This window comes from Cereibacter sediminicola, assembly GCF_007668225.1.
Taxonomy (GTDB): domain Bacteria; phylum Pseudomonadota; class Alphaproteobacteria; order Rhodobacterales; family Rhodobacteraceae; genus Cereibacter_A; species Cereibacter_A azotoformans.
Genome location: NZ_VDEK01000005.1, coordinates 1 through 21,373, shown reverse-complemented (window position 1 = coordinate 21,373; position 21,373 = coordinate 1). Strand labels below are relative to the sequence as shown.

24 protein-coding genes, 1 tRNA gene and 1 riboswitch are annotated in these 21,373 nt (G+C 68.4%); of the genes, 12 read left to right on the top strand and 13 right to left on the bottom strand.

The window, feature by feature from the left end:
* The first annotated feature begins 56 nt into the window (after positions 1–56).
* Positions 57–938: a DMT family transporter gene (locus FG154_RS05090; protein WP_145104920.1), complete on the top strand. Its 882-nt coding sequence runs from the start codon at positions 57–59 to the stop codon at positions 936–938.
* On the opposite strand, the gene aroC is transcribed toward FG154_RS05090, so the two are convergent.
* Positions 935–2,041, bottom strand: a complete 1,107-nt coding sequence (gene aroC / locus FG154_RS05085) for a chorismate synthase (RefSeq protein ID WP_145104918.1) — start codon at positions 2,039–2,041, stop codon at positions 935–937. The genes FG154_RS05090 and aroC overlap by 4 nt on opposite strands.
* 113 nt (positions 2,042–2,154) lie before the next feature.
* Positions 2,155–2,254, top strand: a riboswitch (TPP riboswitch).
* A 34-nt stretch (positions 2,255–2,288) separates the two neighbouring features.
* Here aroC and thiB point away from each other — a divergent pair.
* Genes thiB through FG154_RS05070 form a run of 3 tightly spaced genes read left to right on the top strand, consistent with a single transcriptional unit; the run spans position 2,289 to position 5,444 of the window.
* Positions 2,289–3,272, top strand: coding sequence for a thiamine ABC transporter substrate binding subunit (gene thiB / locus FG154_RS05080; RefSeq protein WP_145104916.1), 984 nt, complete (start codon positions 2,289–2,291; stop codon positions 3,270–3,272).
* Complete coding sequence (locus FG154_RS05075) at positions 3,248–4,762, top strand: thiamine/thiamine pyrophosphate ABC transporter permease ThiP (protein ID WP_145104914.1); 1,515 nt, start codon at positions 3,248–3,250, stop codon at positions 4,760–4,762. The genes thiB and FG154_RS05075 overlap by 25 nt, the downstream gene beginning before the upstream one ends.
* Positions 4,749–5,444, top strand: coding sequence for a thiamine ABC transporter ATP-binding protein (locus FG154_RS05070; protein WP_145104912.1), 696 nt, complete (start codon positions 4,749–4,751; stop codon positions 5,442–5,444). The genes FG154_RS05075 and FG154_RS05070 overlap by 14 nt, the downstream gene beginning before the upstream one ends.
* Before the next feature lie 63 nt (positions 5,445–5,507).
* Here FG154_RS05070 and petC read toward each other — a convergent pair whose 3' ends face one another.
* The 7 genes from petC to FG154_RS05035 form a co-directional block, all read right to left on the bottom strand.
* Positions 5,508–6,368 (bottom strand): cytochrome c1, encoded by an 861-nt coding sequence (gene petC / locus FG154_RS05065; RefSeq protein ID WP_145104910.1) that lies wholly within the window; start codon positions 6,366–6,368, stop codon positions 5,508–5,510.
* A gap of 17 nt (positions 6,369–6,385) precedes the next feature.
* Complete coding sequence (petB, locus tag FG154_RS05060) at positions 6,386–7,723, bottom strand: cytochrome b (RefSeq protein WP_145104908.1); 1,338 nt, start codon at positions 7,721–7,723, stop codon at positions 6,386–6,388.
* A 10-nt stretch (positions 7,724–7,733) separates the two neighbouring features.
* On the bottom strand, positions 7,734–8,297 hold the full coding sequence (gene petA / locus FG154_RS05055) for a ubiquinol-cytochrome c reductase iron-sulfur subunit (protein ID WP_145104906.1): 564 nt from the start codon (positions 8,295–8,297) through the stop codon (positions 7,734–7,736).
* Between the two features lie 320 nt (positions 8,298–8,617).
* The gene (locus tag FG154_RS05050; RefSeq protein ID WP_145104904.1) at positions 8,618–9,226 is read right to left on the bottom strand and encodes a glutathione S-transferase; all 609 of its coding nucleotides are present in this window, start codon (positions 9,224–9,226) and stop codon (positions 8,618–8,620) included.
* Positions 9,227–9,229: 3 nt separating this feature from the next.
* Positions 9,230–9,526 carry a hypothetical protein gene (locus FG154_RS05045; protein ID WP_145104903.1) on the bottom strand — a complete coding sequence of 99 codons (297 nt, stop codon included), beginning with the start codon at positions 9,524–9,526 and terminating at the stop codon, positions 9,230–9,232.
* Between the two features lie 174 nt (positions 9,527–9,700).
* Positions 9,701–9,826, bottom strand: a complete 126-nt coding sequence (gene ykgO / locus FG154_RS05040; protein WP_002722020.1) for a type B 50S ribosomal protein L36 — start codon at positions 9,824–9,826, stop codon at positions 9,701–9,703.
* 70 nt (positions 9,827–9,896) lie between these two features.
* Positions 9,897–9,971: transfer RNA gene (locus tag FG154_RS05035), tRNA-Val, on the bottom strand.
* A gap of 142 nt (positions 9,972–10,113) precedes the next feature.
* Between FG154_RS05035 and FG154_RS05030 the strand changes: the two genes are divergently transcribed.
* Positions 10,114–10,974 carry an N-formylglutamate amidohydrolase gene (locus tag FG154_RS05030; RefSeq protein ID WP_145104901.1) on the top strand — a complete coding sequence of 287 codons (861 nt, stop codon included), beginning with the start codon at positions 10,114–10,116 and terminating at the stop codon, positions 10,972–10,974.
* Here FG154_RS05030 and FG154_RS05025 read toward each other — a convergent pair whose 3' ends face one another.
* Positions 10,975–12,228, bottom strand: a complete 1,254-nt coding sequence (locus FG154_RS05025; protein WP_145104899.1) for a DNA polymerase IV — start codon at positions 12,226–12,228, stop codon at positions 10,975–10,977.
* A 126-nt stretch (positions 12,229–12,354) separates the two neighbouring features.
* Between FG154_RS05025 and FG154_RS05020 the strand changes: the two genes are divergently transcribed.
* From FG154_RS05020 to FG154_RS05010, 3 genes are all read left to right on the top strand, one after another.
* Positions 12,355–13,236, top strand: coding sequence for an SPFH domain-containing protein (locus tag FG154_RS05020; RefSeq protein WP_011909756.1), 882 nt, complete (start codon positions 12,355–12,357; stop codon positions 13,234–13,236).
* On the top strand, positions 13,233–13,502 hold the full coding sequence (locus FG154_RS05015; protein ID WP_145104897.1) for an NfeD family protein: 270 nt from the start codon (positions 13,233–13,235) through the stop codon (positions 13,500–13,502). The genes FG154_RS05020 and FG154_RS05015 overlap by 4 nt, the downstream gene beginning before the upstream one ends.
* A 137-nt stretch (positions 13,503–13,639) precedes the next feature.
* Positions 13,640–13,978, top strand: a complete 339-nt coding sequence (locus FG154_RS05010; protein WP_145104895.1) for a hypothetical protein — start codon at positions 13,640–13,642, stop codon at positions 13,976–13,978.
* 3 nt (positions 13,979–13,981) lie between these two features.
* Here the strand turns inward: FG154_RS05010 and pyrF are convergent, their stop codons facing one another.
* Positions 13,982–14,680 carry an orotidine-5'-phosphate decarboxylase gene (pyrF, locus tag FG154_RS05005; RefSeq protein WP_145104893.1) on the bottom strand — a complete coding sequence of 233 codons (699 nt, stop codon included), beginning with the start codon at positions 14,678–14,680 and terminating at the stop codon, positions 13,982–13,984.
* A gap of 104 nt (positions 14,681–14,784) precedes the next feature.
* Between pyrF and FG154_RS05000 the strand changes: the two genes are divergently transcribed.
* Positions 14,785–15,672 (top strand): ROK family protein, encoded by an 888-nt coding sequence (locus FG154_RS05000; RefSeq protein WP_145104891.1) that lies wholly within the window; start codon positions 14,785–14,787, stop codon positions 15,670–15,672.
* A gap of 9 nt (positions 15,673–15,681) precedes the next feature.
* On the opposite strand, the gene FG154_RS04995 is transcribed toward FG154_RS05000, so the two are convergent.
* Complete coding sequence (locus tag FG154_RS04995) at positions 15,682–15,915, bottom strand: hypothetical protein (RefSeq protein ID WP_044248907.1); 234 nt, start codon at positions 15,913–15,915, stop codon at positions 15,682–15,684.
* 299 nt (positions 15,916–16,214) lie between these two features.
* On the opposite strand from FG154_RS04995, the gene clpB reads away from it, so the two are divergent.
* Complete coding sequence (gene clpB / locus FG154_RS04990; RefSeq protein ID WP_145104889.1) at positions 16,215–18,827, top strand: ATP-dependent chaperone ClpB; 2,613 nt, start codon at positions 16,215–16,217, stop codon at positions 18,825–18,827.
* Between the two features lie 51 nt (positions 18,828–18,878).
* On the opposite strand, the gene FG154_RS04985 is transcribed toward clpB, so the two are convergent.
* On the bottom strand, positions 18,879–19,352 hold the full coding sequence (locus FG154_RS04985; RefSeq protein ID WP_145104887.1) for a fasciclin domain-containing protein: 474 nt from the start codon (positions 19,350–19,352) through the stop codon (positions 18,879–18,881).
* A gap of 192 nt (positions 19,353–19,544) precedes the next feature.
* On the opposite strand from FG154_RS04985, the gene msrP reads away from it, so the two are divergent.
* Positions 19,545–20,450, top strand: a complete 906-nt coding sequence (gene msrP / locus FG154_RS04980; protein WP_145104885.1) for a protein-methionine-sulfoxide reductase catalytic subunit MsrP — start codon at positions 19,545–19,547, stop codon at positions 20,448–20,450.
* On the top strand, positions 20,451–21,056 hold the full coding sequence (msrQ, locus tag FG154_RS04975; RefSeq protein ID WP_145104883.1) for a protein-methionine-sulfoxide reductase heme-binding subunit MsrQ: 606 nt from the start codon (positions 20,451–20,453) through the stop codon (positions 21,054–21,056). It begins immediately after the preceding gene.
* A gap of 132 nt (positions 21,057–21,188) precedes the next feature.
* Here msrQ and FG154_RS21200 read toward each other — a convergent pair.
* The coding region (locus FG154_RS21200; RefSeq protein WP_222120550.1) for a hypothetical protein at positions 21,189–21,373 on the bottom strand (185 nt) is incomplete at its 5' end.

Genomic DNA, 21,373 nt, shown 5'->3' with positions numbered 1-21,373 from the left:
TTGGCAGCCATCCGAGGGTCGCCAGACGGCGGCCCTTTTTTCATGGGGGGAGCGGGATGGATCTGCGCAGCATCGGAATGGGCCTGGCCTTTGCCTTCATGTGGTCCTCGGCCTTCGCCTCGGCGCGGATCATCGTGGCCCATGCGCCGCCCCTGAGCGCCCTGTCGCTGCGCTTTCTCGTCTCGGGGCTCATCGCGCTGGCCATTGGCGCGGCGCTTGGCCAGTCGGCCCGGCTGACGCCCGCGCAGTGGCGCGGCGTGGTGATCTTTGGCCTGTGCCAGAACGCGCTCTACCTCGGGCTCAACTTCGTCGCGATGCGCTGGGTCAGCGCCAGCTTTGCCGCCATCGTGGCCTCGATCATGCCGCTGCTGGTGGCGCTGGCGGGCTGGATCTTCCTGCACGAGAGGCTGCGGCCGCTGACGGCGCTGGGGCTGCTTGCCGGAATGACGGGCGTGGTGCTGATCATGGGCACGCGGCTTTCGGGTGGCGAGGACGGGCTCGGCTTCCTCCTCTGCGTCGTGGGCGTGATCGCCCTGACGGCGGCGACGCTCACGGTGCGGGTGGCCTCGTCGGGCGGCAACCTGCTGATCATCGTGGGGCTGCAGATGCTGGTGGGCTCGGCCGCGCTCGCCCCCGTGGCGCTAGCGGTCGAGAACCCCCTCGAGGTTTCCTGGAGTTTCAGCCTGCTTGCGGCCTTCGCCTACACGACCCTCGTGCCGGGGTTGCTCGCGACCTGGGTCTGGTTTCTCCTCGTGGGCCGGATCGGAGCGGTGCGGGCGGCCACCTTCCACTTCCTCAACCCGTTCTTCGGCGTGGCCGTCGCGGCGGTGCTTCTGGGCGAACGGATGGGGATCTGGGACGCGGTCGGCGTCGTCGTGATCGCCGCGGGCATCCTGGCCGTGCAGCTGTCGCGCGTGCCTGAGGCCGCCCGGCGCTAGGCTTCGCCGATCGGGCCGCGCAGGCCGCCGGTCTGGCCACGGTCGAGGAGCAGGTGGTCGAGCAGAACGCAGCCCATCATCGCCTCGCCCACCGGCACCGCGCGGATGCCCACGCAGGGATCATGCCGGCCCTTGGTCACAACCTCCACCTCGCGGCCGTCGGTCGTGATCGAGCGCCGCGGCGTCAGGATCGACGAGGTCGGCTTCACGGCAAAGCGCACCACCACATCCTGCCCCGTCGAGATGCCGCCGAGGATGCCGCCCGCGTGGTTCGAGAGGAACTCGGGGCCGTTCGGTCCCATGCGGATCTCGTCGGCGTTCTCGCTGCCGGTGAGGCAGGCCGCCGCCATCCCCTCGCCGATCTCGACGCCCTTCACGGCGTTGATCGTCATCATCGCCGCGGCAAGGTCGCTGTCGAGCTTGCCGTAGATCGGCGCGCCAAGCCCCGCAGGCACGCCCGAGGCGCGGATCTCGACGATGGCGCCCACGGAGTCATGCGCCTTGCGCAGCCCGTCGAGATAATCGGACCAGAGCGCGGCCGTATCCGGGTCGGGGCACCAGAAGGGGTTGCGCTCGATCTCGGCCCGGTCGAACCGGCTGCGGTCGATGGCGTGCGGGCCGATCTGCACCATGTAACCCTCGATCCGCAGATCCGGCACCAGCTCGGACAGCGCCGCCCGTGCGATCCCGCCGGCCGCCACCCGCGCCGCCGTCTCGCGCGCCGAGGACCGGCCGCCGCCGCGATAGTCGCGCAGCCCGTACTTCCAGTGGTAGGTGATGTCGGCATGGCCGGGGCGGAAGCTCTGGGCGATCTCGCCGTAATCCTTGGATCTCTGATCGGTGTTCTCGATCATGAGCTGGATCGGCGTGCCGGTCGAACGGCCCTCGAACGTGCCCGACAGGATCCGCACCGCGTCGGGCTCCTGCCGCTGGGTGGTGAAGCGGTTCTGCCCCGGCTTGCGCCGGTCCAGCCAGTGCTGGATCGCCTCGGGGTCGATGGCGATGCCGGGCGGGCAGCCGTCCACGGTCGCGCCGAGCGCGGGTCCGTGGCTTTCGCCCCAGGTGGTGACGCGGAAGATGTGGCCGAAGGTGTTGAAGCTCATGACGCCTGTTCCCGTTTGGGCCGAGCCATAGGCCAGATGCGGCCGCCGGGGAACCGGATTCTGGCGAAATGGGCGGCTTTCCTGTTGCGGCGGCAGGCCGCGTCGCTATGGTCGGGGGCACCTCGGGGTGCCTGCAAGGGCTGAGACGCGCGCTGCGAACCCGTTGAACCTGACCCGGTTAGGACCGGCGGAGGGAAGGTGCATGGCTCCTCATCCCGTTCCGCCCGCGTCGTGAGAGGAGGATGAGATGAAGTTTCCGATGCTTGCTGCGGGTTTCATGCTGACGGCCGGGGTGGCCGCGGCGGAGACCCCCGTGTTGACCGTGCTGACCTACGACAGCTTCACCTCGGAATGGGGCCCGGGCCCTGCCGTCGAGGCGGCGTTCGAGGAGATCTGCGGCTGCGACCTGCGCTTCGTGGCGGCGGGCGACGGCGCGGCGCTGCTGGCGCGCCTCCAGCTCGAGGGGGCGCGGAGTGAGGCCGACGTGGTGGTGGGTCTCGACACCAACCTCACGGCGGCGGCGGCGGCCACGGGGCTTTTTGCCCCGCATGGCGCGGCGGCCGAGGTCGATCTGCCGGTGGCATGGGACGATCCTCTGTTCCTGCCCTTCGACTGGGGCTGGTTCGCCTTCGTCCATGACCGCAAGATGGCCGAGGTGCCGGGCTCCTTCGAGGAGCTTGCCGCCTCGGATGCCCGGATCGTCATCCAGGACCCGCGCAGCTCGACCCCCGGCCTTGGCCTGCTGATGTGGGTGAAGGCGGCCTACGGCGATCGCGCGCCCGAGATATGGAGTGCGCTGGCCGACAACATCGTGACGGTGACGCCGGGATGGTCCGAGGCCTATGGCCTCTTCCTCGAGGGCGAGGCCGACATGGTGCTGAGCTACACGACCTCGCCCGCCTACCACCTGATCGCCGAAGAGGATGACAGCAAGGCCGCGGCGCCCTTCCGCGAGGGCCACTACCTGCAGGTCGAGGTGGCGGGCAAGCTCGCGGCCTCGGACCAGCCCGAGCTGGCCGACCGCTTCCTGGCCTTCCTGCTTGAAGAGCCGGTGCAGTCGGTGCTGCCCACGACCAACTGGATGTATCCCGCCAGGCTGCCGGCCGGCGGGCTGCCCGACGGGTTCGAGACGCTGGTCCGGCCGGAGGTGTCGCTGCTTCTGCCGGCCGATCAGGCCCTCTCGCTGCGGCCGGAGGCCCTCCGCGAATGGCAAGACGCGCTGGCGCGCTGATCGTTGCCGCGGCCCTTGCCGCGCTGACGCTGGGACCGCTCGCGCTGGTGATGGCGCGGGCGGGCGGCGGCGCGCTGGGGGCTGCCGACTGGGCCGCGCTGCGCTTCACGGTCCTTCAGGCGGCGCTTTCGTCCCTCGTGTCGGTGCTGCTCGCCGTTCCGGTGGCGCGGGCGCTGGCGCGGCGCAGCTTTCCGGGCCGCGGGCTGATGATCGCGCTGCTGGGCGCGCCCTTCCTGCTGCCGGTCATTGTGGCGGTGCTGGGGATCATCGCGGTCTTCGGCCGGGCGGGCCTGCTCAATCGTGGGTTCGAGGCTCTGGCGGTGGCGCCACTCTCGATCTACGGGCTGCATGGGGTGGTGTTGGCGCATGTCTTCTTCAACATGCCCTTTGCGGTTCGGCTGATCCTGCAGGGCTGGCTTTCCATTCCGTCCGAGCGGTTTCGCCTCGCGGCGGCGCTGGGGTTCGGCCCGGCCGACGTCGCGCGGCATCTCGAGCGGCCGATGCTGCGCGAGGTGCTGCCGGGCGTGGCGCTCGTGGTCTTCGTGATCTGCCTGTCAAGCTTTGCCGTCGCCCTGACGCTGGGCGGGGGTCCCCGGGCCACGACGGTCGAGCTTGCGATCTATCAGGCGCTCCGGTTCGAGTTCGACCTTGGGCGGGCGGCCTTGCTGGCCGCGCTGCAATTCACGATCTGCGGCGCGGCGGTGCTGGCCACGGGTGCCGTGGCCCTGCCCTCGGCCTTCGGCGCGGGCCTTGATCGTGCCGCCGTGCCCTTTGCGCCGCGTGGCTGGCGCCGAGTGGCGGACGCCCTCGTGTTGACAGCAGCGGCCGCCTTTCTTCTTCTGCCGATGGCCATGGTCGCGGCGCGCGGGCTGCCGGGGCTGTTGCAGCTGCCCCCGGAGGTCTGGGCGGCGGCGGGACGGTCGCTTTCGGTGGCGCTGCCTTCGGCCTTCCTGTCCGTCTCGGGGGCGTTGGTTCTGGCGCTGGCCTCTCCGCGATTCGGGCTGGTGGCGACCCTTCCGCTTGCGGCCTCGTCGCTCGTGCTCGGGACCGGGCTGTTCCTCGCCGTCCATCCGTTCCTGAATCCGACGCTGGTCGCGCTGCCGGTGACGATGCTGGTCTATGCGATCCTGTCGCTGCCCTTCGCCTACCGCATCCTCGCGCCCGAGGCCCGCGCGCTCGAGGCCGACTACGGGCGACTTGCTCAGGCGCTGGGGCTGCGCGGGCTGGCGCGGCTTCGCTGGCTGACGCTGCCCCGGCTGCGGCGGCCGCTGGGCTTTGCGCTGGGGGTTTCGGCGGCGCTGGCGATGGGGGATCTTGGGGTGATCGCGCTCTTTGCGGGGGAAGGCGGCGCCACGCTGCCGCTCCTCGTCCAGCGGCTGATGGGGGCCTACCGGCTCGAGCAGGCGGCGGGGGCGGCGCTTCTGCTCGTGCTGACGAGCTTTGCCCTGTTCTGGGTCTTTGACCGTGGAGGCCGCCATGCTGCATCTTGACCGGATGCGGGTGCGGCTCGGCAGCTTCACCCTGAGCGCGGACTGGCAGGCGGCCGCGGGCGAGCGTCTGGCCGTGATCGGCCCGTCGGGCGGGGGCAAGTCCACCCTGCTGATGGCGATCGCGGGCTTTGTTGCGCTGGCGGAGGGGAGGGTGCTCTGGCAGGGGCGTGATCTCGGGCCCATGGCGCCGGGCGACCGGCCGGTGAGCATTCTCTTTCAGGATCAGAACCTCTTCCCGCACCTCACGCTGCGCGAAAACCTGGGGCTCGGCCTGTCGCCGCGGCTGCGGCTGGGACGCCAGGACAGGGAGCGGATCGAGGCCGCGCTGGAGCGTGTCGGCCTGTCGGGGTTCGGGGATGCGCGGCCGGGGCGGCTGTCGGGCGGCCAGCAGGGCAGGGCGGCGCTGGCGCGCGCCCTCCTCCGGGCGCGACCGGTTCTGCTGCTCGACGAGCCCTTCGCCGCGCTCGGCCCCGCGCTCAAGTCCGAGATGCTGACGCTGGTGGCCGAGATCGCCGCCGAGACGCAGGCGACGGTGCTGATGGTGACCCATGATCCCGAGGATGCCCGCCGCTTTGCCGGGCGAACGGTGCTGGTGGCGGAGGGTGTCGCCCAGGCGCCGCGCGAGACCGACGCGCTCTTTGCCGATCCGCCGCCCGCGCTGCGGCAGTATCTCGGTACCTGATCCGGCCCTGGAAAAGCAGAAGGCCCCGCGCGAGCGGGGCCTTCGGGTCGATCCGCTGCGGGATCAGGCTTCGGTCTTCTTCTTGCCCTTCACGCCGGCCCAGAGCCGCTTGTTCGTCAGGTAGAGCAGGACGGACAGGACGGTCAGGAACATCACGGCGGTGAAGCCGGCCTGCTTGCGGGCCATCATCTTCGGCTCGGCCGTCCACATCAGGAAGGCCGAGACATCTTCGGCCATCGAATGGATGCTGGCATCGTGGCCGTCGGCATATTCGACCAGATCATCCATGAGCGGAGGCGGCATGGCGATCCAGCTGCCGGCCACGGTCTTGACGCCATTGGCATCCTTGCAGCTGTCCGGCACCGCGCCGTTCTGGAACACGCGGTTGTAGTAGTAGCCATCGGGTTCGTTGTCGATGGCGCACCGCGGCGGCTCATCCGGGTAGCCGGTGAGGATCGAGAACATGTACTCGGCCCCGCCCATCCCGTTGAAGAGCTGGCTGAGACCCGTGCCCATCGGGCCGTGGAAGCCCGCGCGCGACTTCGTCATCAGGCTGAGGTCGGGCGCGTTCTCAAGCTGCGAGACCGGGAAGTGGTCGGTCGGAGCGCCGTCGCGGTCCTCGCCGGTCTCGGCATCCACCACGGTGAACTGGGTGGCATAGGCCCGGACCTGGTCCTCGGGCAGCTCGGGGCCGCCCTTGTCTGAGAGGCTGCGGATCGGGACATACTTCAGCCCGTGGCAGGCCGAGCAGACCTCGGTATAGACCTGAAGGCCGCGCTGCAGCTGGTGCTGGTCGAAGGTGCCGAACGGGCCCTCGAACACGAAGTCCACATCCTCGATGTGGCCGGCGCCACCGGCCGCCATCGCGGCCCCGCCCGACAGGGCGAGCGCCGTGACGGCTGTGAGAGTGAGTTTCCGGATCATCGTCACTGTCCTTTCCCTTACTCGGCCACGACGGTTTTCGTGCCGCCGGTTTCCGGCGAGTAGTGGGCGTTGAAGTCTTCCTCGATGGTCGCGGGCGCGGCCAGCGGCTTCTCGATGGCGCCAAGGATCGGCAGGATCACCAGGAAGTAGGCGAACCAGTAGGTCGAGGCGATCAGCGAGATCCAGTCGTAGGGGAAGTCGGTCTGCTGCGCGCCGACCCAGGTGAGCACCACGAAGTCCACGACCAGAAGCCAGAAGTAGATCTTGAACATCGGGCGGTAGCGGCCCGACCGCACCGGCGAGGTGTCAAGCCACGGCACCAGCGCCATCACGAGGATCGCGCCGAACATCGCGAGCACGCCGAAGAACTTGGCGTCAACGATGCCGAAGGTCAGGAACTGGACGATCTGCACCACCCAGACGTCGGCGGTGAAGGCGCGCAGGATCGCGTAGAACGGCAGGAAGTACCATTCGGGCACGATATGCGCGGGCGTCGCGAGCGGGTTGGCCTCGATGTAGTTGTCGGGGTGGCCGAGGTAGTTCGGCATGAAGCCGACGATGGCGAAGAACACCAGCAGGACGACGGCGAGCGCGAAGAGGTCCTTGATGATGAAGTAGGGCCAGAAGGGAAGGGCGTCCTTCTGGGCTTCCGCCTTGGAGGTGCGGCGGACTTCGACGCCGGTCGGGTTGTTGTTGCCGGTGGCGTGGAAGGCCCAGACGTGGATCGCGACGAGAGCGACGATCACGAAGGGCAGCAGATAGTGCAGCGAGAAGAAGCGGTTGAGCGTCGCGTTGTCCACCGCCGGGCCGCCGAGCAGCCAGGTCTGGATCGGCGCGCCGATGCCCGGGATCGCGCCGAAGAGGCCGGTGATCACGGTGGCGCCCCAGAAGGACATCTGACCCCACGGAAGCACATAGCCCATGAAGGCCGTGGCCATCATCGCGAGGTAGATCAGCATGCCGACGATCCAGGTGATCTCGCGCGGGGCCTTGTAGCTGCCGTAGTAGAGACCGCGGAAGATGTGCAGATAGACGGCGATGAAGAACAGCGAGGCGCCGTTGGCATGCAGGTAGCGCAGCATGTGGCCGGCGTTCACGTTGCGCATGATGTGCTCGACCGAGGCAAAGGCCAGATCGACATGCGGGGTGTAGTGCATCGCGAGAATGATGCCGGTGACGATCTGCAGCACGAGGCAGAACACCAGCACGACACCCCAGATCCACATCCAGTTCAGGTTCTTGGGTGTGGGGATCATGATCGTGTCATAGGCCAGCGCCACGATCGGCAGCCGGCGGTGCAGCCACTTCTCGATGCCTGTCCGCGGCTCGTAGTGGTCGTGGGGGATTCCGGACATGGCTTGTTCCTTACCCGAGCTGGATGGTGGTTTCGTCGATGAACTGGGCGAGCGGGATCGGCAGGTTCTCGGGGGCCGGACCCTTGCGGATGCGGCCGGCGCTGTCGTAGTGCGAGCCGTGGCAGGGGCAGAACCAGCCGCCGAAGTCGCCCGAGGCGCCACCGATCGGCACGCAGCCGAGGTGCGTGCAGACCCCCCACATCACCAGCCACTCGCCCGCTTCGTCCAGCGTGCGGTTCTGGTCCGAGGCATCGGCCCCGCCGTCGATGTTGGCGTTGCGCGCGCTCTGATCAGGGAGTTGGCTCAGTTGCACCGCGCGGGCGGCCTCGATGTCGACCTCGGTGCGGCGGCGGATGAAGATCGGCTTCCCGAGGAACTTGACCGTAAGCTGGACGCCCGGATCGACGGCGCTGACATCGACGAAGATGGAGGCGAGAGCCTGCACGTCCGCCGACGGGTTCATCTGGTTGATCAGCGGCCAGACGGCGGCCCCGGTGGCCACCGCCCCGGCCCCGGCCGTGGCATAATACAGGAAATCCCTGCGGGTGCCTGCGTGATCTTCTGCGTTGGACACGAGAACTTCTCCCTTCCTCGGGCCGCTGCAGGCCCACAAGATGACCGGGCCGCGCAAACGCAGCCTTGCCTGTCGCCTTCTAATTCCCATGCGGCGTTGCGTCCAGCGGACAAACAGGCGCAGCGGACGTTTGAAAGCAGCTTTCGGTGCCGGTTTGGCGGCCACTTCCGGTGACCTGATGCTGCAAGAATCGTCACGAGTGCGTGAAGGTGAGGGCGATTCCGCAGAAGACGCCGGCTGGAAGTGGGCGGTGCCTCATCGGCCAGCCCGCCGCAGGACGAGGCCCGCCATTCGCGCTTCGCGAATGACCGGCCGGGGTCTCAGCCGACAGGCACGGTTGCGATCATGGAGGGGCGCTGGCTGAAGCCCGCTTCCCAGCCGGCCAGCGCCGGGTGGGCCTTGCGCCAGTTGCGCCCGGGGTGACGGAAGTCGAGATAGGCGAGCGCGCAGCCCATGGCGATCTGGCCGATGTCCAGCGGGCCGCAGAGCTGGCTCATCCAGCGCGCCTCGACGGCCTGAAGGCTGCGGGCGATCTTGCTCCATTGCCCTTCGATCCAGGGCTCGTGGCGCTTCTCCTCGGGCCGGGTGCGGATTTCATAGACCATCAGCACCGCCGCCTCGAGGATCCCGTCGGCCGTCGCCTCGAGGGTCAGCGCATCCCAGAGCCGGGGCGGCGACGGATAGAGACCCGCATTCGCGACCGAGTCGAGGTAGCGGCAGATCACCCGGCTGTCATAGAGGGCCGGCCCCTCCTCCCGCTCGAGCACCGGGATCTTGCCAAGCGGGTTCAAGGCGAGGGGCAGCGTCCCCGGATCCACGGGCGTGCCACCGGCCAGGACCCGCTCGACCTGATCGGCCAGCCCCGTCTCGTGCAGAACGACATCAACCTTGCGCACGAAGGGCGAGGTGGCGGACGCGTAGAGGCGCATGGATCACACTTTCCGTATGCGAAGCCTGCCGAGCCAGGCCGCGTCGATCTCGACGCCTCCGCCCGACCAGGTGAGGGTGCGGCGGAATCGCCCGGCGGCATTCGTCTGGCGCGTGTCCACCGAGGCGCGATCGGCAGGACGGTGAAGCGAGAGCCCCTCGCCCAGATCGTCGAGGGCGTCCTCGGCCCTCTGGTCGGTGCGACCCGGAAGGACGATGGTGCGGCGGGCGAGCCAGACGAGTCCGGCGACGGCACCGGCGCGCAGCGCGAAGGCGGCGACGGGAACGATGGGCAGGGGCATGGCGACCTCCTCTGTCGGCCCCCCGGATGGTAGGGCGGAGGTCCGCGTCTGGCAACCGCCCTGGCCCGAGAGGGTCCGTCCGCGGTCGGCGCGCGGGTGCACCCGGCCGGACATGAGAAGGCCGCCGCGGGATGGTCCCGGGCGGCCTTTCTGTCCCTCGAAGATCCGAAGCGATCAGCCCTGGCGGGCCTTGTAACGCTTCTGCGTCTTGTTGATCACATAGACGCGGCCCTTGCGGCGCACGACCTGGCAGTCGCGGTGGCGCAGCTTGAGCGAGCGGAGCGAGTTCGCAACCTTCATCTCTCTTCTCCCTTTCGCGGCGCGCGTGCGCCTTGAAAAAACGATGCCCCCGAACCGGGGGCGGCGAAAATGGTGGGCGGTACTGGGATCGAACCAGTGACCACTACGATGTCAACGTAGTGCTCTACCGCTGAGCTAACCGCCCACTCTGACCTCGGCCGTGTCATCCTTTGGAAGGATGGACGAAGCCGCGTCGGTGCGCTGGTCTATAAATAGAGTCGGCGGGGTGTTCAAGGGGTTTTGGAGGGCTAGAAAATGAAGCACTATCGGGCGGTGAAGGAACCCAGATGACCCCGGACGCCTATACGCTGATCCGCCCGGAAAGGCGCGACACATCCGTGATCTTTTCCTCGCCGCACAGCGGGCGGGACTATCCGGCCTCGCTGGTGGGGCGAACGATTCTCGACGAGCGGACGCTGCGTTCCTCGGAAGATGCCTTCGTGGACGAGCTTCTGGCCCCGGCGCCGCTGCTGGGGGCGCCGCTGCTGCTGGCCCGTGTTCCGCGCGCCTATGTGGACATGAATCGCGCCGCCGACGAGATGGATCCCGCGCTGATCGAGGGCATCTCGCGTGCGCCGCACAATCCGCGTGTCAGTTCGGGACTGGGGGTGATTCCGCGGGTCGTGGCCAACGGCCGGTCAATCTACCGCGGCAAGATGCCTCTCTCGGAAGCCGAGGCGCGCATCGCCCGCTACTGGACACCCTATCATCGGGCGCTGCGCGACCTGATCGAGGAGAGCCGCACCCTGTTCGACGAGGCGGTTCTCGTCGATTGCCACTCGATGCCGCACGAGGCGATCGAGACCCACGCCCGGCCCGGCCAGCCCACGCCCGAGGTCGTTCTGGGGGACCGTTTTGGCGCGGCCGCCTCGCGCGAGGTGGTGGACCGGATCGAGGAGGCCTTTGTCTCGGCAGGCCTGCGCGTCGTGCGCAACGCGCCCTTCGCCGGGGCCTACATCGCGCAGGCCTACGGCCGTCCCTCGCGCAACCAGCATGTCGTGCAGGTCGAGGTGGACCGCTCTCTCTACATGGACGAGATGCGCATCGAGCGCAGCGCGCGCTTTGCGGCCTTTGCCGAGCTGATGGCCACGGTCGTGTCCGAGATTGCCGGAGTGGGCCGGCCCGCGATGCCCCTGGCCGCCGAGTGATCAGCGCAGCGCCCGGCCCTTGATGATCGCGTCGCGGCCAAAGCGTGCCCGGATCGCATCTGTCGCCCGCTCGGCCGCCATGCGCTTGCCCGCGGTCGGATCGAGCAGGTCGCCCGTCAGGTCCTCCGCGGTTGCCCCGGCGAGGTCCGAGATGCCGACGCCGATCAGCCGGAACGGGCCCGCGATGCGGGCTGCATCGAACAGGGCGCGGGCCTCGCGGTAGATGCGGTCCGCCGACTGTGTGGGCCCGGCAAGCGCGTGCCGCCGCGTGACCAGCGCGAAGTCCGTCCGCTTCAGTTTCAGCGTGACCGTGCGGCCCGACAGGCCGCGCGCCTTGGCCCGGTCCGCGACCTGCTCGGACAGCCGCCACAGATGGCCGTCGAGGATCTCGGGATCGGCGGTGTCCTCGTGAAAGGTCGTCTCCTTCGAGATCGACTTCAGCGCATGGTCGGGGGCGACGCGGCGGCGGTCCTCGCCGCGGGCCAGATGCCAGAGCCGCTCGCCGGTCTGGCCGAAGCGCGCGACAAGGTCCGTCTTCTCCCAGCGCAGGAGGTCCGAGATGGTGCGGATCCCCGCACGCTCCAGCGCGCCCTGCGTGGCGGTTCCCACGCCCCAGATGATGCGCACCGGCTTTTCACGCAGGAAGTCGGCCGTCCCGGCCCGTCCGATCACCGAGAAGCCGCGCGGCTTGTCGAGATCCGAGGCGATCTTGGCGAGGAACTTGTTGTGCGACAGCCCGATCGACCCGGTGATGCCAAGCTCGGTCTCCATGCGGCGCAGGAGGCGGGCGAGCAGCACGGCCGGCGGGGCGCGGTGCAGCCGCTCGGTGCCCGACAGGTCGAGAAAGGCCTCGTCGAGCGAGAGCGGTTCGATGGCGGGGGTCAGCGTCTCCATCATGGCCCGGATCTGGCGCGAGACGCCTGCATAGACCTCCATCCGCGGCTTCACGACCTCCGCCTCGGGGCAGAGCTTGAGCGCCTGGAACATCGGCATCGCCGAGCGCACGCCCGAGATGCGCGCGATGTAGCAGCAGGTCGAGACGACGCCGCGGGTGCCTCCGCCCACGATCAACGGCCTGTCGCGCAAGGACGGATCGTCCCGCTTCTCGACGCTGGCGTAGAAGGCGTCGCAATCCATGTGCGCGATCGAGAGCGAGAAAAGCTCGGGATGTGCCGTCACCCGGGGCGAGCGGCAGGAGGGGCAGCGGGCGCCGCCGTCGAACAGGGCAAGGCAGTCGCGGCACAGGGCAGGCATGTCACGATCATACAGGCGCGCCGGCGGCGGCGGTAGATCGTCAGCCAGATCTTTACCTCTTTCCGCAATGCTTGCGCGGCCGAGGCCTTCCCGGCATCAAGGACTGCAGGCGATCAAGGAGCGAACATGGAACCCGCGGATTTCATCGGCGGAAACGCCGTCCTTCTGGCACTGGCGGCCTTCCTCATCCTCTGTGTCTTTCTGGGCGTGCGGATCGTGCCCCAGTCGCAAAAGCATGTGGTCGAGCGGTTCGGCCGACTGCGGGCGGTGCTGGGGCCCGGAATCAACTTCGTGGTGCCGTTCCTCGATGTGGTCGCTCACAAGATTTCGATCCTCGAACGGCAGTTGCCCAACGCCATGCAGGATGCGATCACCGCCGACAACGTGCTGGTGAAGGTCGAGACCTCCGTCTTCTACCGCATCACCGAGCCTGAAAAGACGGTGTACCGGATCCGCGACGTGGATGGGGCCATTGCCACGACCGTCGCCGGGATCGTCCGGTCCGAGATCGGCAAGCTCGAGCTTGATCAGGTCCAGTCGAATCGGGCGGACCTGATCTTCAAGGTGCGCGAGCAGGTGGCCGCCATGGTGGACGACTGGGGCATCGAGGTGACGCGGGCCGAGGTTCTCGATGTCAATCTCGACGACGCGACCCGCGCCGCGATGCTGCAGCAGCTGAACGCCGAGCGCGCGCGGCGCGCGCTGGTGACCGAGGCCGAGGGCCGCAAGCGCGCGGTGGAACTGAATGCCGACGCCGAACTTTATGCCGCCGAGCAGGAGGCCAAGGCGCGTCGCGTCCTCGCCGATGCCGAGGCCTACGCCACCGGCGTCATCGCCGTGGCGATCCGCGAGAACGGGCTTGAGGCTGCGCAGTATCAGGTGGCGTTGAAGCAGGTGGAGGCGCTGACCGCCGTGGGCAAGGGGGATGGCAAGCAGCTTGTCGTCGTGCCGGCATCGGCAATGGACGCGTTCGCGGATGCCTTCAAGATGCTCAAGGGGCGCGCATGATCTGGTCGGTCTGGTGGGCCTGGGTCGTGGCCGGGCTGCTCATCGGGATCGTGGAGATCCTGATTCCGGGCTTCGTCTTCCTGGGCTTCGCGGCCGGGGCGGTGGTGACGGGCGGGCTGATCTGGCTGGGGCTCGAGGCGGGGCTGCCGCTCCTTCTTGTCATCTTCGCGCTGGTGTCGCTGGGGGTCTGGCTCGCGATGCGCCGGATCTTCGGCCTGCCGCAAGCGTCGGTCAAGGTCTGGGACAGGGACATCAACGACAACTGACGATCGCGCCGAGGCGGGACGGGACTTCCGCCCTCCGCTTGGCGGGCTTCCGCTTTCGCCCCGCTTGTGGCCCGACACAAGGGAACCGCTCGCGGCGAGTTCTGTTCTCTTGCCAAGGAAACAGGAAGGAGGTTCTCATGTCTGACTATCGTCGCGACCCCGGCCCGACCCCCACCAACCGGACGCCGGGCGAGCGCCCTGTGGAGTCATCGAGCTCGCGGACCATGTGGTATGTGGTCGGCGCGATCGTCGTGCTGCTCCTGGTGCTGTGGTTCCTGTTCGGCGGTTCGAGCGCCAACAACAATGCCACGGTCGATACGCCGCCCGCGGCCACCACAACGACCACCGAGCCCGCGCCCGATGCCGCTGCGCCGCCGGCCGTTGCACCTGCCCCGGACGCGACCACGCCCGCACCCGATGCGGAGCCGGTCACTCCTGCGCCCGACGCGACCACCCCGGCCGCTCCTGCGCAATAAGGTTCAGCCGCGGGCCGGCAGCTCTGCCTGGACGGCAAGGGCGGCGGCCCGCGGATCCTCGGCTTGCCAGATCGGCCGGCCCACGACGATATGGTCGGCCCCGTCGAGAATGGCGCGGGCCGGCGTTGCCACGCGCTTCTGGTCGCCGAGGGCGGCCCCGGCTGGCCGCACGCCCGGCGTGACGATCAGCCGGCCCGCCGCCTGGGGCAGGGCCCGGATGGCGGCTGCTTCCTGAGGGCTGGCGATCACGCCATGCGCCCCGACCTCGAGGGCGCGCTGGGCGCGCTCGAGCGTGATCTCGGCCAGGTCTCCCGGCCGGATCATGTTCGCGTCCAGATCCGCCCGGTCGAGCGAGGTCAGCACCGTCACCGCGAGGATGCGCAGCCCGCTGCCCGCAGCGCCCTCGGCCGCTGCGCGCACCACCTGCGGATCGCCGTGGACGGTGAGAAAGTCGATGTCGTAGCGCGCAAAGCCTCGGACGGCGGCCTCGATGGTCGCGCCGATGTCGAAGAGCTTCATGTCGAGGAAGATGCGCTTGCCGTGCTCCTGCTTGAGCTCGTTGGCCAGCGCCAGCCCGCCTCCGGTCAGCATCCCCAGTCCGATCTTGTAGAACGAGACCGAATCCCCCAGCCGCTGGGCCAGATCCATCCCCTGCAGGACGTTGGGCAGGTCGAGTGCCACGATCAGGCGGTCGTCGGCCATGAAAAGCTCCTTTTCTCTCGGGGGTCGCGCGGTCATGCGGCTGAAGGGCGGACCTGTCAAGCCGGACCATTCCGTCCGCCGCGCGCGGCTGCTATCAGCCAGCCATGCTGATCGCCTTCGACATTGGCGGATCCCGCATCCGCGCCGCGCGGGTCTTTGCGCCCGATCACCTGGAGCCTCTGGGCGAACTGCCCATGCCGCCGAGCTTTCCCGGGTTCATCCGGGCGCTGGGGCAGCTGGTGCCACGCGCCTCGCGCGCCGTGGCGATCTCGATTGCAGGGGTGATCGATCCGGCAAGCGGGCGACTCACCTCGGCCAATCTGCCGGCGGTGAATGGCCGGCGGCTTGCGGGCGATCTGGCGGCGGCACTCGGGCGCCCCGTCTGGGTTGGCAACGATGCGGACTGTTTCGTGCTGACCGAGGCCCGGCGAGGTGTGGCGCGCGGGCACCGCAATGTCTTTGGCATCATCTTGGGCAGCGGCGTGGGCGGCGGGCTGGTGCTCGACGGCGCGCTTGTCGCGGGCGCGGGGGGCATCACGGGCGAATGGGGGCACGGCCCGGTGCTGGACCAGCGGCCGCTCGGCCACGAGTTGCCCCGGCTGCGCTGTGGGTGCGGGCAGACCGGGTGCCTCGACACGGTGGGCGGCGCCCGCGGGATCGAGCGGCTCCACCTTCACCTGTCGGGGCGGGGGCTGGAAAGCCGTGAGATCCTCTCGGCTTGGCGGGCGGGGGAAATGGCCGCGGCCGAAACCATGTCGGTCTGGCTGGAGCTGGTCTCGGGTCCGCTGGCGGTGGTGCTGAACGTGGTCGGCTCGTCGGTGGTGCCGGTGGGTGGGGGGCTGGCGAACGACCGTGATCTCGTGGCGGCGCTCGATCGGGCTGTCCGCCAGCGAATCCTGCGCCCGACGACCGAGCCCGTGCTGCGGCCCGCGATCCATCCCGAGCCCGGACTTGTGGGCGCGGCGCTCGCGGGCCTCGAGACCTTTGGCTGAGGGCGCGCCTCAGGCCGCGCGCTCGACCTGCGGCTCGTAGCGGGCGAGGAACAGCGTCTTGGCGCTGTCGATCAGCCGCTCGCGCAGCGGGGCGCCGCCCCGGGCGGGCTCGGTGGTGAAGATCCGGCGGACATAGGGCACCGGGCGCGCGCTGTCCTTGACCAGCAGCGCGACGGTAGCCTCGACCTGACCGAAGTCGCGGGCATAGTGGGCGCGCTCGATGGTGGCAGAGAGGATACGCATCATTGACACTCCTCGTGGGACCGGAGGGCCGGTCGGGTTCGGGTTCACCGGTCTGGACCTGCCGGATGAAAGCGGAGGGGGTGCCGCCTCTTTCCGATGGGTGCCAGCCGGTTGGCTTGTGGATAAATCAACGTGGGGTGCCTTCGGTTCCGGCGCAGGGGGCTGCCGGACACGGCTGCTTGAGTGCTTCGTGATCCTTGAAATCGCCCGGGGCCGCGACCACCTGATCAGCGAGACCCGGAACGGGCCGTGCCGACTGTCGGGCGGAAGTGCCGGGGGCTTTGTAAGAGGAGTGACCGATGAACCTGGAAAAGTTCACGGAGCGGTCGCGCGGGTTCCTTCAGGCCGCGCAGACCATCGCGATGCGCGAGAGCCATCAACGGCTGGCGCCCGAGCATCTGTTGAAGGCGCTGATGGATGACGATCAGGGGCTGGCCTCGAACCTGATCCGCCGCGCGGGGGGCGAGCCGGCCCGCGTGGCCGAAGCGGTCGAGCTGACCCTCGCCAAGCTGCCGAAAGTGACGGGCGACGCGCAGCCCTTCATGGATCCGGGCCTTGTGCGGGTGCTGGACGAGGCCGAGAAGATCGCGAAGAAGGCGGGCGACAGCTTCGTGCCGGTCGAGCGGATCCTGATGGCGCTCGCCATGGTGGCGTCGAAGGCCAAGGACGCGCTGGATGCGGGTGCCGTTACGGCGCAGAAGCTGAACGGCGCGATCAACGACATCCGCAAGGGCCGGACGGCCGACACCGCCTCGGCCGAGGAAGGTTATGACGCGTTGAAGAAATACGCCCGCGACCTGACGCAGGCGGCGCGCGACGGCAAGATCGACCCGATCATCGGCCGCGACGACGAGATCCGCCGCGCGATGCAGGTGCTCAGCCGCCGCACCAAGAACAACCCGGTGCTGATCGGCGAGCCCGGTGTCGGCAAGACCGCCATCGCCGAAGGCCTCGCCCTGCGCATCGTCAATGGCGACGTGCCGGAAAGCCTGAAGAACAAGCGGCTCCTGTCGCTCGACATGGGCGCGCTGATCGCCGGCGCGAAATACCGCGGCGAGTTCGAGGAGCGGCTGAAGGCGGTTCTGAACGAGGTCACCTCGGCGGCTGGCGAGATCATCCTCTTCATCGACGAGATGCACACGCTGGTGGGCGCGGGCAAGTCCGAGGGCGCGATGGACGCCGCAAACCTCATCAAGCCGGCGCTGGCGCGGGGCGAGCTGCATTGCGTGGGCGCGACGACGCTCGACGAATATCGCAAGCATGTCGAGAAGGACGCGGCCCTGGCCCGGCGCTTCCAGCCGCTGATGGTGGAAGAGCCGACGGTCGAGGACACGATCTCGATCCTGCGCGGCATCAAGGAGAAGTATGAGCTTCACCATGGGGTGAGGATCGCCGACGCGGCACTGGTGGCGGCGGCGACGCTGTCGCACCGCTACATCACCGACCGCTTCCTGCCCGACAAGGCGATCGACCTGATGGACGAGGCTGCCTCGCGCCTGCGGATGGAGGTGGACAGCAAGCCCGAGGAGCTGGACGCGCTCGATCGCCAGATCCTTCAGGCGCAGATCGAGGCCGAGGCCCTTCGGCGCGAGGACGATGCAGCGTCGAAGGACCGGCTGGCGAAGCTGGAGAAGGACCTCTCGGAGATGACCCAGAACGCGGCCGAAATGACCGCGAAATGGCAGGCCGAGCGTGACAAGCTGGAGGTCGCGCGCGACCTGAAGGAGCAGCTGGACCGAGCGCGCGCCGAACTGGATCAGGTCAAGCGCGAGGGCAACCTCGCCCGTGCGGGCGAACTGTCCTACGGCGTCATTCCTCAGCTTGAGAAGAAGCTGGAAGAGGCCGAGGCGCGCGAGGGCGACCTTCTGGTGGCCGAGGCCGTCCGCCCCGAGCAGATCGCCGAGGTGGTGGAGCGTTGGACCGGCATCCCGACCTCGAAGATGCTCGAGGGCGAGCGTGAGAAGCTTCTCAAGATGGAAGAGGAGTTGGGCAAGCGGGTGATCGGCCAGCGGCCTGCGCTGACGGCGGTGGCCAATGCCGTGCGCCGCGCCCGCGCCGGGCTGAACGACGAGCGGCGTCCGCTGGGCAGCTTCCTGTTCCTCGGGCCGACCGGCGTCGGCAAGACGGAACTCACGAAGGCGGTGGCCGAATATCTCTTTGACGACGATCAGGCGATGGTCCGCATCGACATGTCCGAGTTCATGGAGAAACACTCGGTTGCGCGCCTGATTGGCGCGCCTCCGGGCTATGTCGGCTATGACGAGGGCGGCGTGCTGACCGAGGCCGTGCGGCGCCGGCCCTACCAGGTCGTGTTGTTCGACGAGGTGGAGAAGGCCCACCCGGAGGTGTTCAACGTGCTGTTGCAGGTGCTGGATGATGGCGTGCTGACCGATGGTCAGGGTCGAACGGTGGACTTCAAGCAGACGCTGATCATCCTGACCTCGAACCTCGGCGCCTATGCGCTGAGCCAGCTGCCCGAGGGTGCCGACCCCGCGCCCGCGCGTGCGGCGGTGATGGAGGCGGTGCGCGGTCACTTCCGCCCCGAGTTCCTGAACCGTCTGGACGAGATGGTGATCTTCGACCGGCTCAGCCGCGACGACATGGGCCATATCGTCGAGATCCAGCTCGGGCTGCTGGAGAAGCGGCTCGCGAACCGCAAGGTGACGCTCGAACTCGATGCGGCGGCAAAGCAATGGCTGGCCGATGAGGGCTACGATCCGGTCTATGGCGCCCGTCCGCTGAAGCGGGTGATCCAGCGCCACCTGCAGGACCCGCTGGCCGAGATGATCCTGGCCGGGGATGTGCTCGACGGTTCGGTGGTCAAGGTCAGCGCCGGAGTGGATGGCCTGATCATCGGCGACCGGATCTCGGCCTCGCGGCGAGACCGGCCGCAGGACGCCGTGGTCCACTGATCGAGCGAGGCTCATCGGGGGCCCGCCCCACCGGGGCGGGCCCTTCCGCTGTCAGGCACCCGGCATCAGCACGCCGTCGATCACATGGATCACCCCGTTCGAGGCATCCACGTCCGGCTGCGAGATCGCGGTGCCATTCACCTTCGGGCCGCCCTCGAGCGTGATGGTGAGTTCGCCTCCCTGCACGGTTTCGGCGGTCATGCCTTCGGCAAGATTCGAGGACATGACCTCGCCGGGGACGACATGATAGGTCAGGATCTCGGTCAGCCGTTCCTTGTTCTCGGGCTTCAGCAGATCCTCCACCGTGCCTTCGGGCAGGGCCGCGAAGGCCGCATCCGTGGGCGCGAAGATCGTGAAGGGCCCCTCGCCCTTCAGCGTTTCGACCAGATCCGCCGCCTCGGCTGCGGCCAGCAGCGTCGAGAAATCGCCCGCTCCAGTGGCGGTCTCGACGATGTCTCCGGTCTGGGCCAGGGCAGGGGCCGCGAAGAGGGCGGCCGCCCCGAGGGCGAGAAGTGTCTTGCGCATCAATCCAGTCCTCCTGTGTCATGCCGGGATCGGCGCAAGGCTTACGGCCCGGCCCGAAGGCCGGATCGGGCGCCTGCAGAAGCCGTGATCCGTCGTGATCGGCCGTGAGCGCAGTCCCCGCCTTGTGAACGCGGCGGGATTTGAAATCCGGTGCGGCCCATGCACCTATGGGGTAGGCAAGGGAGAGAGTCGATGCGCAAGATCGGATGGTCGGAGGTGACCCCCAGGGCGGACTGGCTGAACCGGCGCCAGCTCATGGCGGCGGCCGGAGTGATCGGTCTCGCCGGTCCGGCCTTCGGCCGGGTCGAGCCGCGGCCGAGCCGCTTCTCGACCGACGAAGCGCCCAACACGTTCGAGGAGATCTCGAACTACAACAATTTCTACGAGTTCGGCCTCGACAAGGCGGACCCGGCGCGGCACGCGGGCGCGCTGACGGTCGATCCCTGGTCGGTCGAGATTGCGGGGCTGGTGGAGCGTCCCGGCTCCTACCCGCTCGACGACATCCTGCAGTCTGTCACCCTCGAGGAGCGGATCTACCGGCTGCGCTGCGTCGAGGGATGGTCGATGGTCGTGCCCTGGATCGGGTTCGAGTTGCGAGAGCTGCTCGAGCGCGCGGGGGTCCGGCCCGCCGCGAAGTTCGTGGCCTTCGAGACCCTTGTCCGCCCCGAGGAGATGCCGGGCGTGCGCAGCCGGATCCTCGACTGGCCCTACCGCGAGGGGTTGCGTCTGGACGAGGCGATGCACCCGCTGACGATCCTCGCCACCGGCCTCTACGGCGAGGAGATGCCGAAGCAGAACGGAGCGCCGATCCGGCTGGTGGTGCCGTGGAAATACGGCTTCAAGTCGATCAAGAGCATCGTGCGGATCTCGCTGGTCGAGACCATGCCGGCCACCTCCTGGAACATGCAGAACCCGCGCGAATATGGCTTCTACAGCAACGTTAACCCGGCCGTGGACCATCCGCGCTGGAGTCAGGCCTCGGAGCGGCGGATCGGCTCGGGCTTCTTTGCGCCCCGGATCGAGACGCGGCTGTTCAACGGCTATGAGGAAGAGGTCGCGCACCTCTACGCCGGGCAGGATCTGAAGGTCGATTTCTGAATGATCGCGCAGCGCATCAACGGGGTCCTGCGGCCGGTGCCGACGGGCTTCGTCTATGCGGCGGGGCTTGTGCCGCTGGCCCTTCTGGTCTGGCAGGCGGCGACCGGGGGACTGGGGGTCGATCCGGTCAAGGCAATCGAGCATCGGCTGGGCGAGCTTGCGCTTCAGTTCCTGGTGGGTGTGCTGGCCATCAGCCCGCTGCGCTGGTGGACCGGCGTGAACCTCATCCGGTTCCGGCGGGCGATCGGGCTCCTGTCGTTCTTCTACGTCTGCCTGCATCTCTCGGTCTGGCTGGCGCTGGATCTGCAGTTCCGCTGGGCAGAGATCGGGGCGGATATTGCCAAGCGTCCCTACATCACCCTCGGAATGCTGGCCTTTGCCGCCATGATCCCGCTTGCGGTGACCTCCACCAACGGCGCGATCCGCCGGATGGGGGCCGCTGCATGGATGCGGCTTCACCGGCTGACCTATCTCGCGGCGGTGCTGGGGGCACTGCACTTCCTTCTGCTCGTGAAGGCCTGGCCGCCCGAGCCGATCATCTACCTGGGCTGCGTGCTTTTCCTGCTTGGTCTGAGGGCACTCCGCGCGCTCAGGCGTGGGGCCTGAGTTGTCCACATGATGTAGTCTCTGCGCCCACTATGGCACAACATCTGGGTACATTTTCGACCGGAGGGAAAAATATCGGGCTTCTCTCACTTTTCCTCTTGCGGGTTTTTTTGCGGTTCCCTAGATAGCGCCTCACCGAAGCGGAACGGCGACGGTGACGGGATTGAGAGGCGGCGGCGCTGCCTTGAGGTTTCGAAAATCTGGGAGATGATGCGGACGAGATCGCTGGTTATCTGGCGAGACCGTTGTTTTTTGTCTTCTTTGCTCTTTGACATTGATGATGATGAAGGGATATGCGGGCGGTTTGGTCGTTTCGA

Excerpts from the sequence above, each read along its gene's own strand:
- petB (WP_145104908.1), bottom strand. The coding sequence starts at position 7,723 with ATGTCCGGAATCCCCCACGACCACTACGAGCCGCGGACAGGCATCGAG.
- FG154_RS05000 (WP_145104891.1), top strand. The coding sequence starts at position 14,785 with ATGCTGATCGCCTTCGACATTGGCGGATCCCGCATCCGCGCCGCGCGG.
- FG154_RS05075 (WP_145104914.1), top strand. The coding sequence starts at position 3,248 with ATGGCAAGACGCGCTGGCGCGCTGATCGTTGCCGCGGCCCTTGCCGCG.
- FG154_RS05025 (WP_145104899.1), bottom strand. The coding sequence starts at position 12,228 with ATGCCTGCCCTGTGCCGCGACTGCCTTGCCCTGTTCGACGGCGGCGCC.
- FG154_RS05045 (WP_145104903.1), bottom strand. The coding sequence starts at position 9,526 with ATGCCCCTGCCCATCGTTCCCGTCGCCGCCTTCGCGCTGCGCGCCGGT.
- ykgO (WP_002722020.1), bottom strand. The coding sequence starts at position 9,826 with ATGAAGGTTGCGAACTCGCTCCGCTCGCTCAAGCTGCGCCACCGCGAC.
- thiB (WP_145104916.1), top strand. The coding sequence starts at position 2,289 with ATGAAGTTTCCGATGCTTGCTGCGGGTTTCATGCTGACGGCCGGGGTG.
- aroC (WP_145104918.1), bottom strand. The coding sequence starts at position 2,041 with ATGAGCTTCAACACCTTCGGCCACATCTTCCGCGTCACCACCTGGGGC.
- msrP (WP_145104885.1), top strand. The coding sequence starts at position 19,545 with ATGCGCAAGATCGGATGGTCGGAGGTGACCCCCAGGGCGGACTGGCTG.
- FG154_RS04985 (WP_145104887.1), bottom strand. The coding sequence starts at position 19,352 with ATGCGCAAGACACTTCTCGCCCTCGGGGCGGCCGCCCTCTTCGCGGCC.
- FG154_RS05030 (WP_145104901.1), top strand. The coding sequence starts at position 10,114 with ATGACCCCGGACGCCTATACGCTGATCCGCCCGGAAAGGCGCGACACA.
- clpB (WP_145104889.1), top strand. The coding sequence starts at position 16,215 with ATGAACCTGGAAAAGTTCACGGAGCGGTCGCGCGGGTTCCTTCAGGCC.
- FG154_RS04995 (WP_044248907.1), bottom strand. The coding sequence starts at position 15,915 with ATGCGTATCCTCTCTGCCACCATCGAGCGCGCCCACTATGCCCGCGAC.
- pyrF (WP_145104893.1), bottom strand. The coding sequence starts at position 14,680 with ATGGCCGACGACCGCCTGATCGTGGCACTCGACCTGCCCAACGTCCTG.
- FG154_RS05090 (WP_145104920.1), top strand. The coding sequence starts at position 57 with ATGGATCTGCGCAGCATCGGAATGGGCCTGGCCTTTGCCTTCATGTGG.
- msrQ (WP_145104883.1), top strand. The coding sequence starts at position 20,451 with ATGATCGCGCAGCGCATCAACGGGGTCCTGCGGCCGGTGCCGACGGGC.
- petC (WP_145104910.1), bottom strand. The coding sequence starts at position 6,368 with ATGATCCGGAAACTCACTCTCACAGCCGTCACGGCGCTCGCCCTGTCG.
- FG154_RS05015 (WP_145104897.1), top strand. The coding sequence starts at position 13,233 with ATGATCTGGTCGGTCTGGTGGGCCTGGGTCGTGGCCGGGCTGCTCATC.
- FG154_RS05070 (WP_145104912.1), top strand. The coding sequence starts at position 4,749 with ATGCTGCATCTTGACCGGATGCGGGTGCGGCTCGGCAGCTTCACCCTG.
- FG154_RS05050 (WP_145104904.1), bottom strand. The coding sequence starts at position 9,226 with ATGCGCCTCTACGCGTCCGCCACCTCGCCCTTCGTGCGCAAGGTTGAT.
- FG154_RS05010 (WP_145104895.1), top strand. The coding sequence starts at position 13,640 with ATGTCTGACTATCGTCGCGACCCCGGCCCGACCCCCACCAACCGGACG.
- FG154_RS05020 (WP_011909756.1), top strand. The coding sequence starts at position 12,355 with ATGGAACCCGCGGATTTCATCGGCGGAAACGCCGTCCTTCTGGCACTG.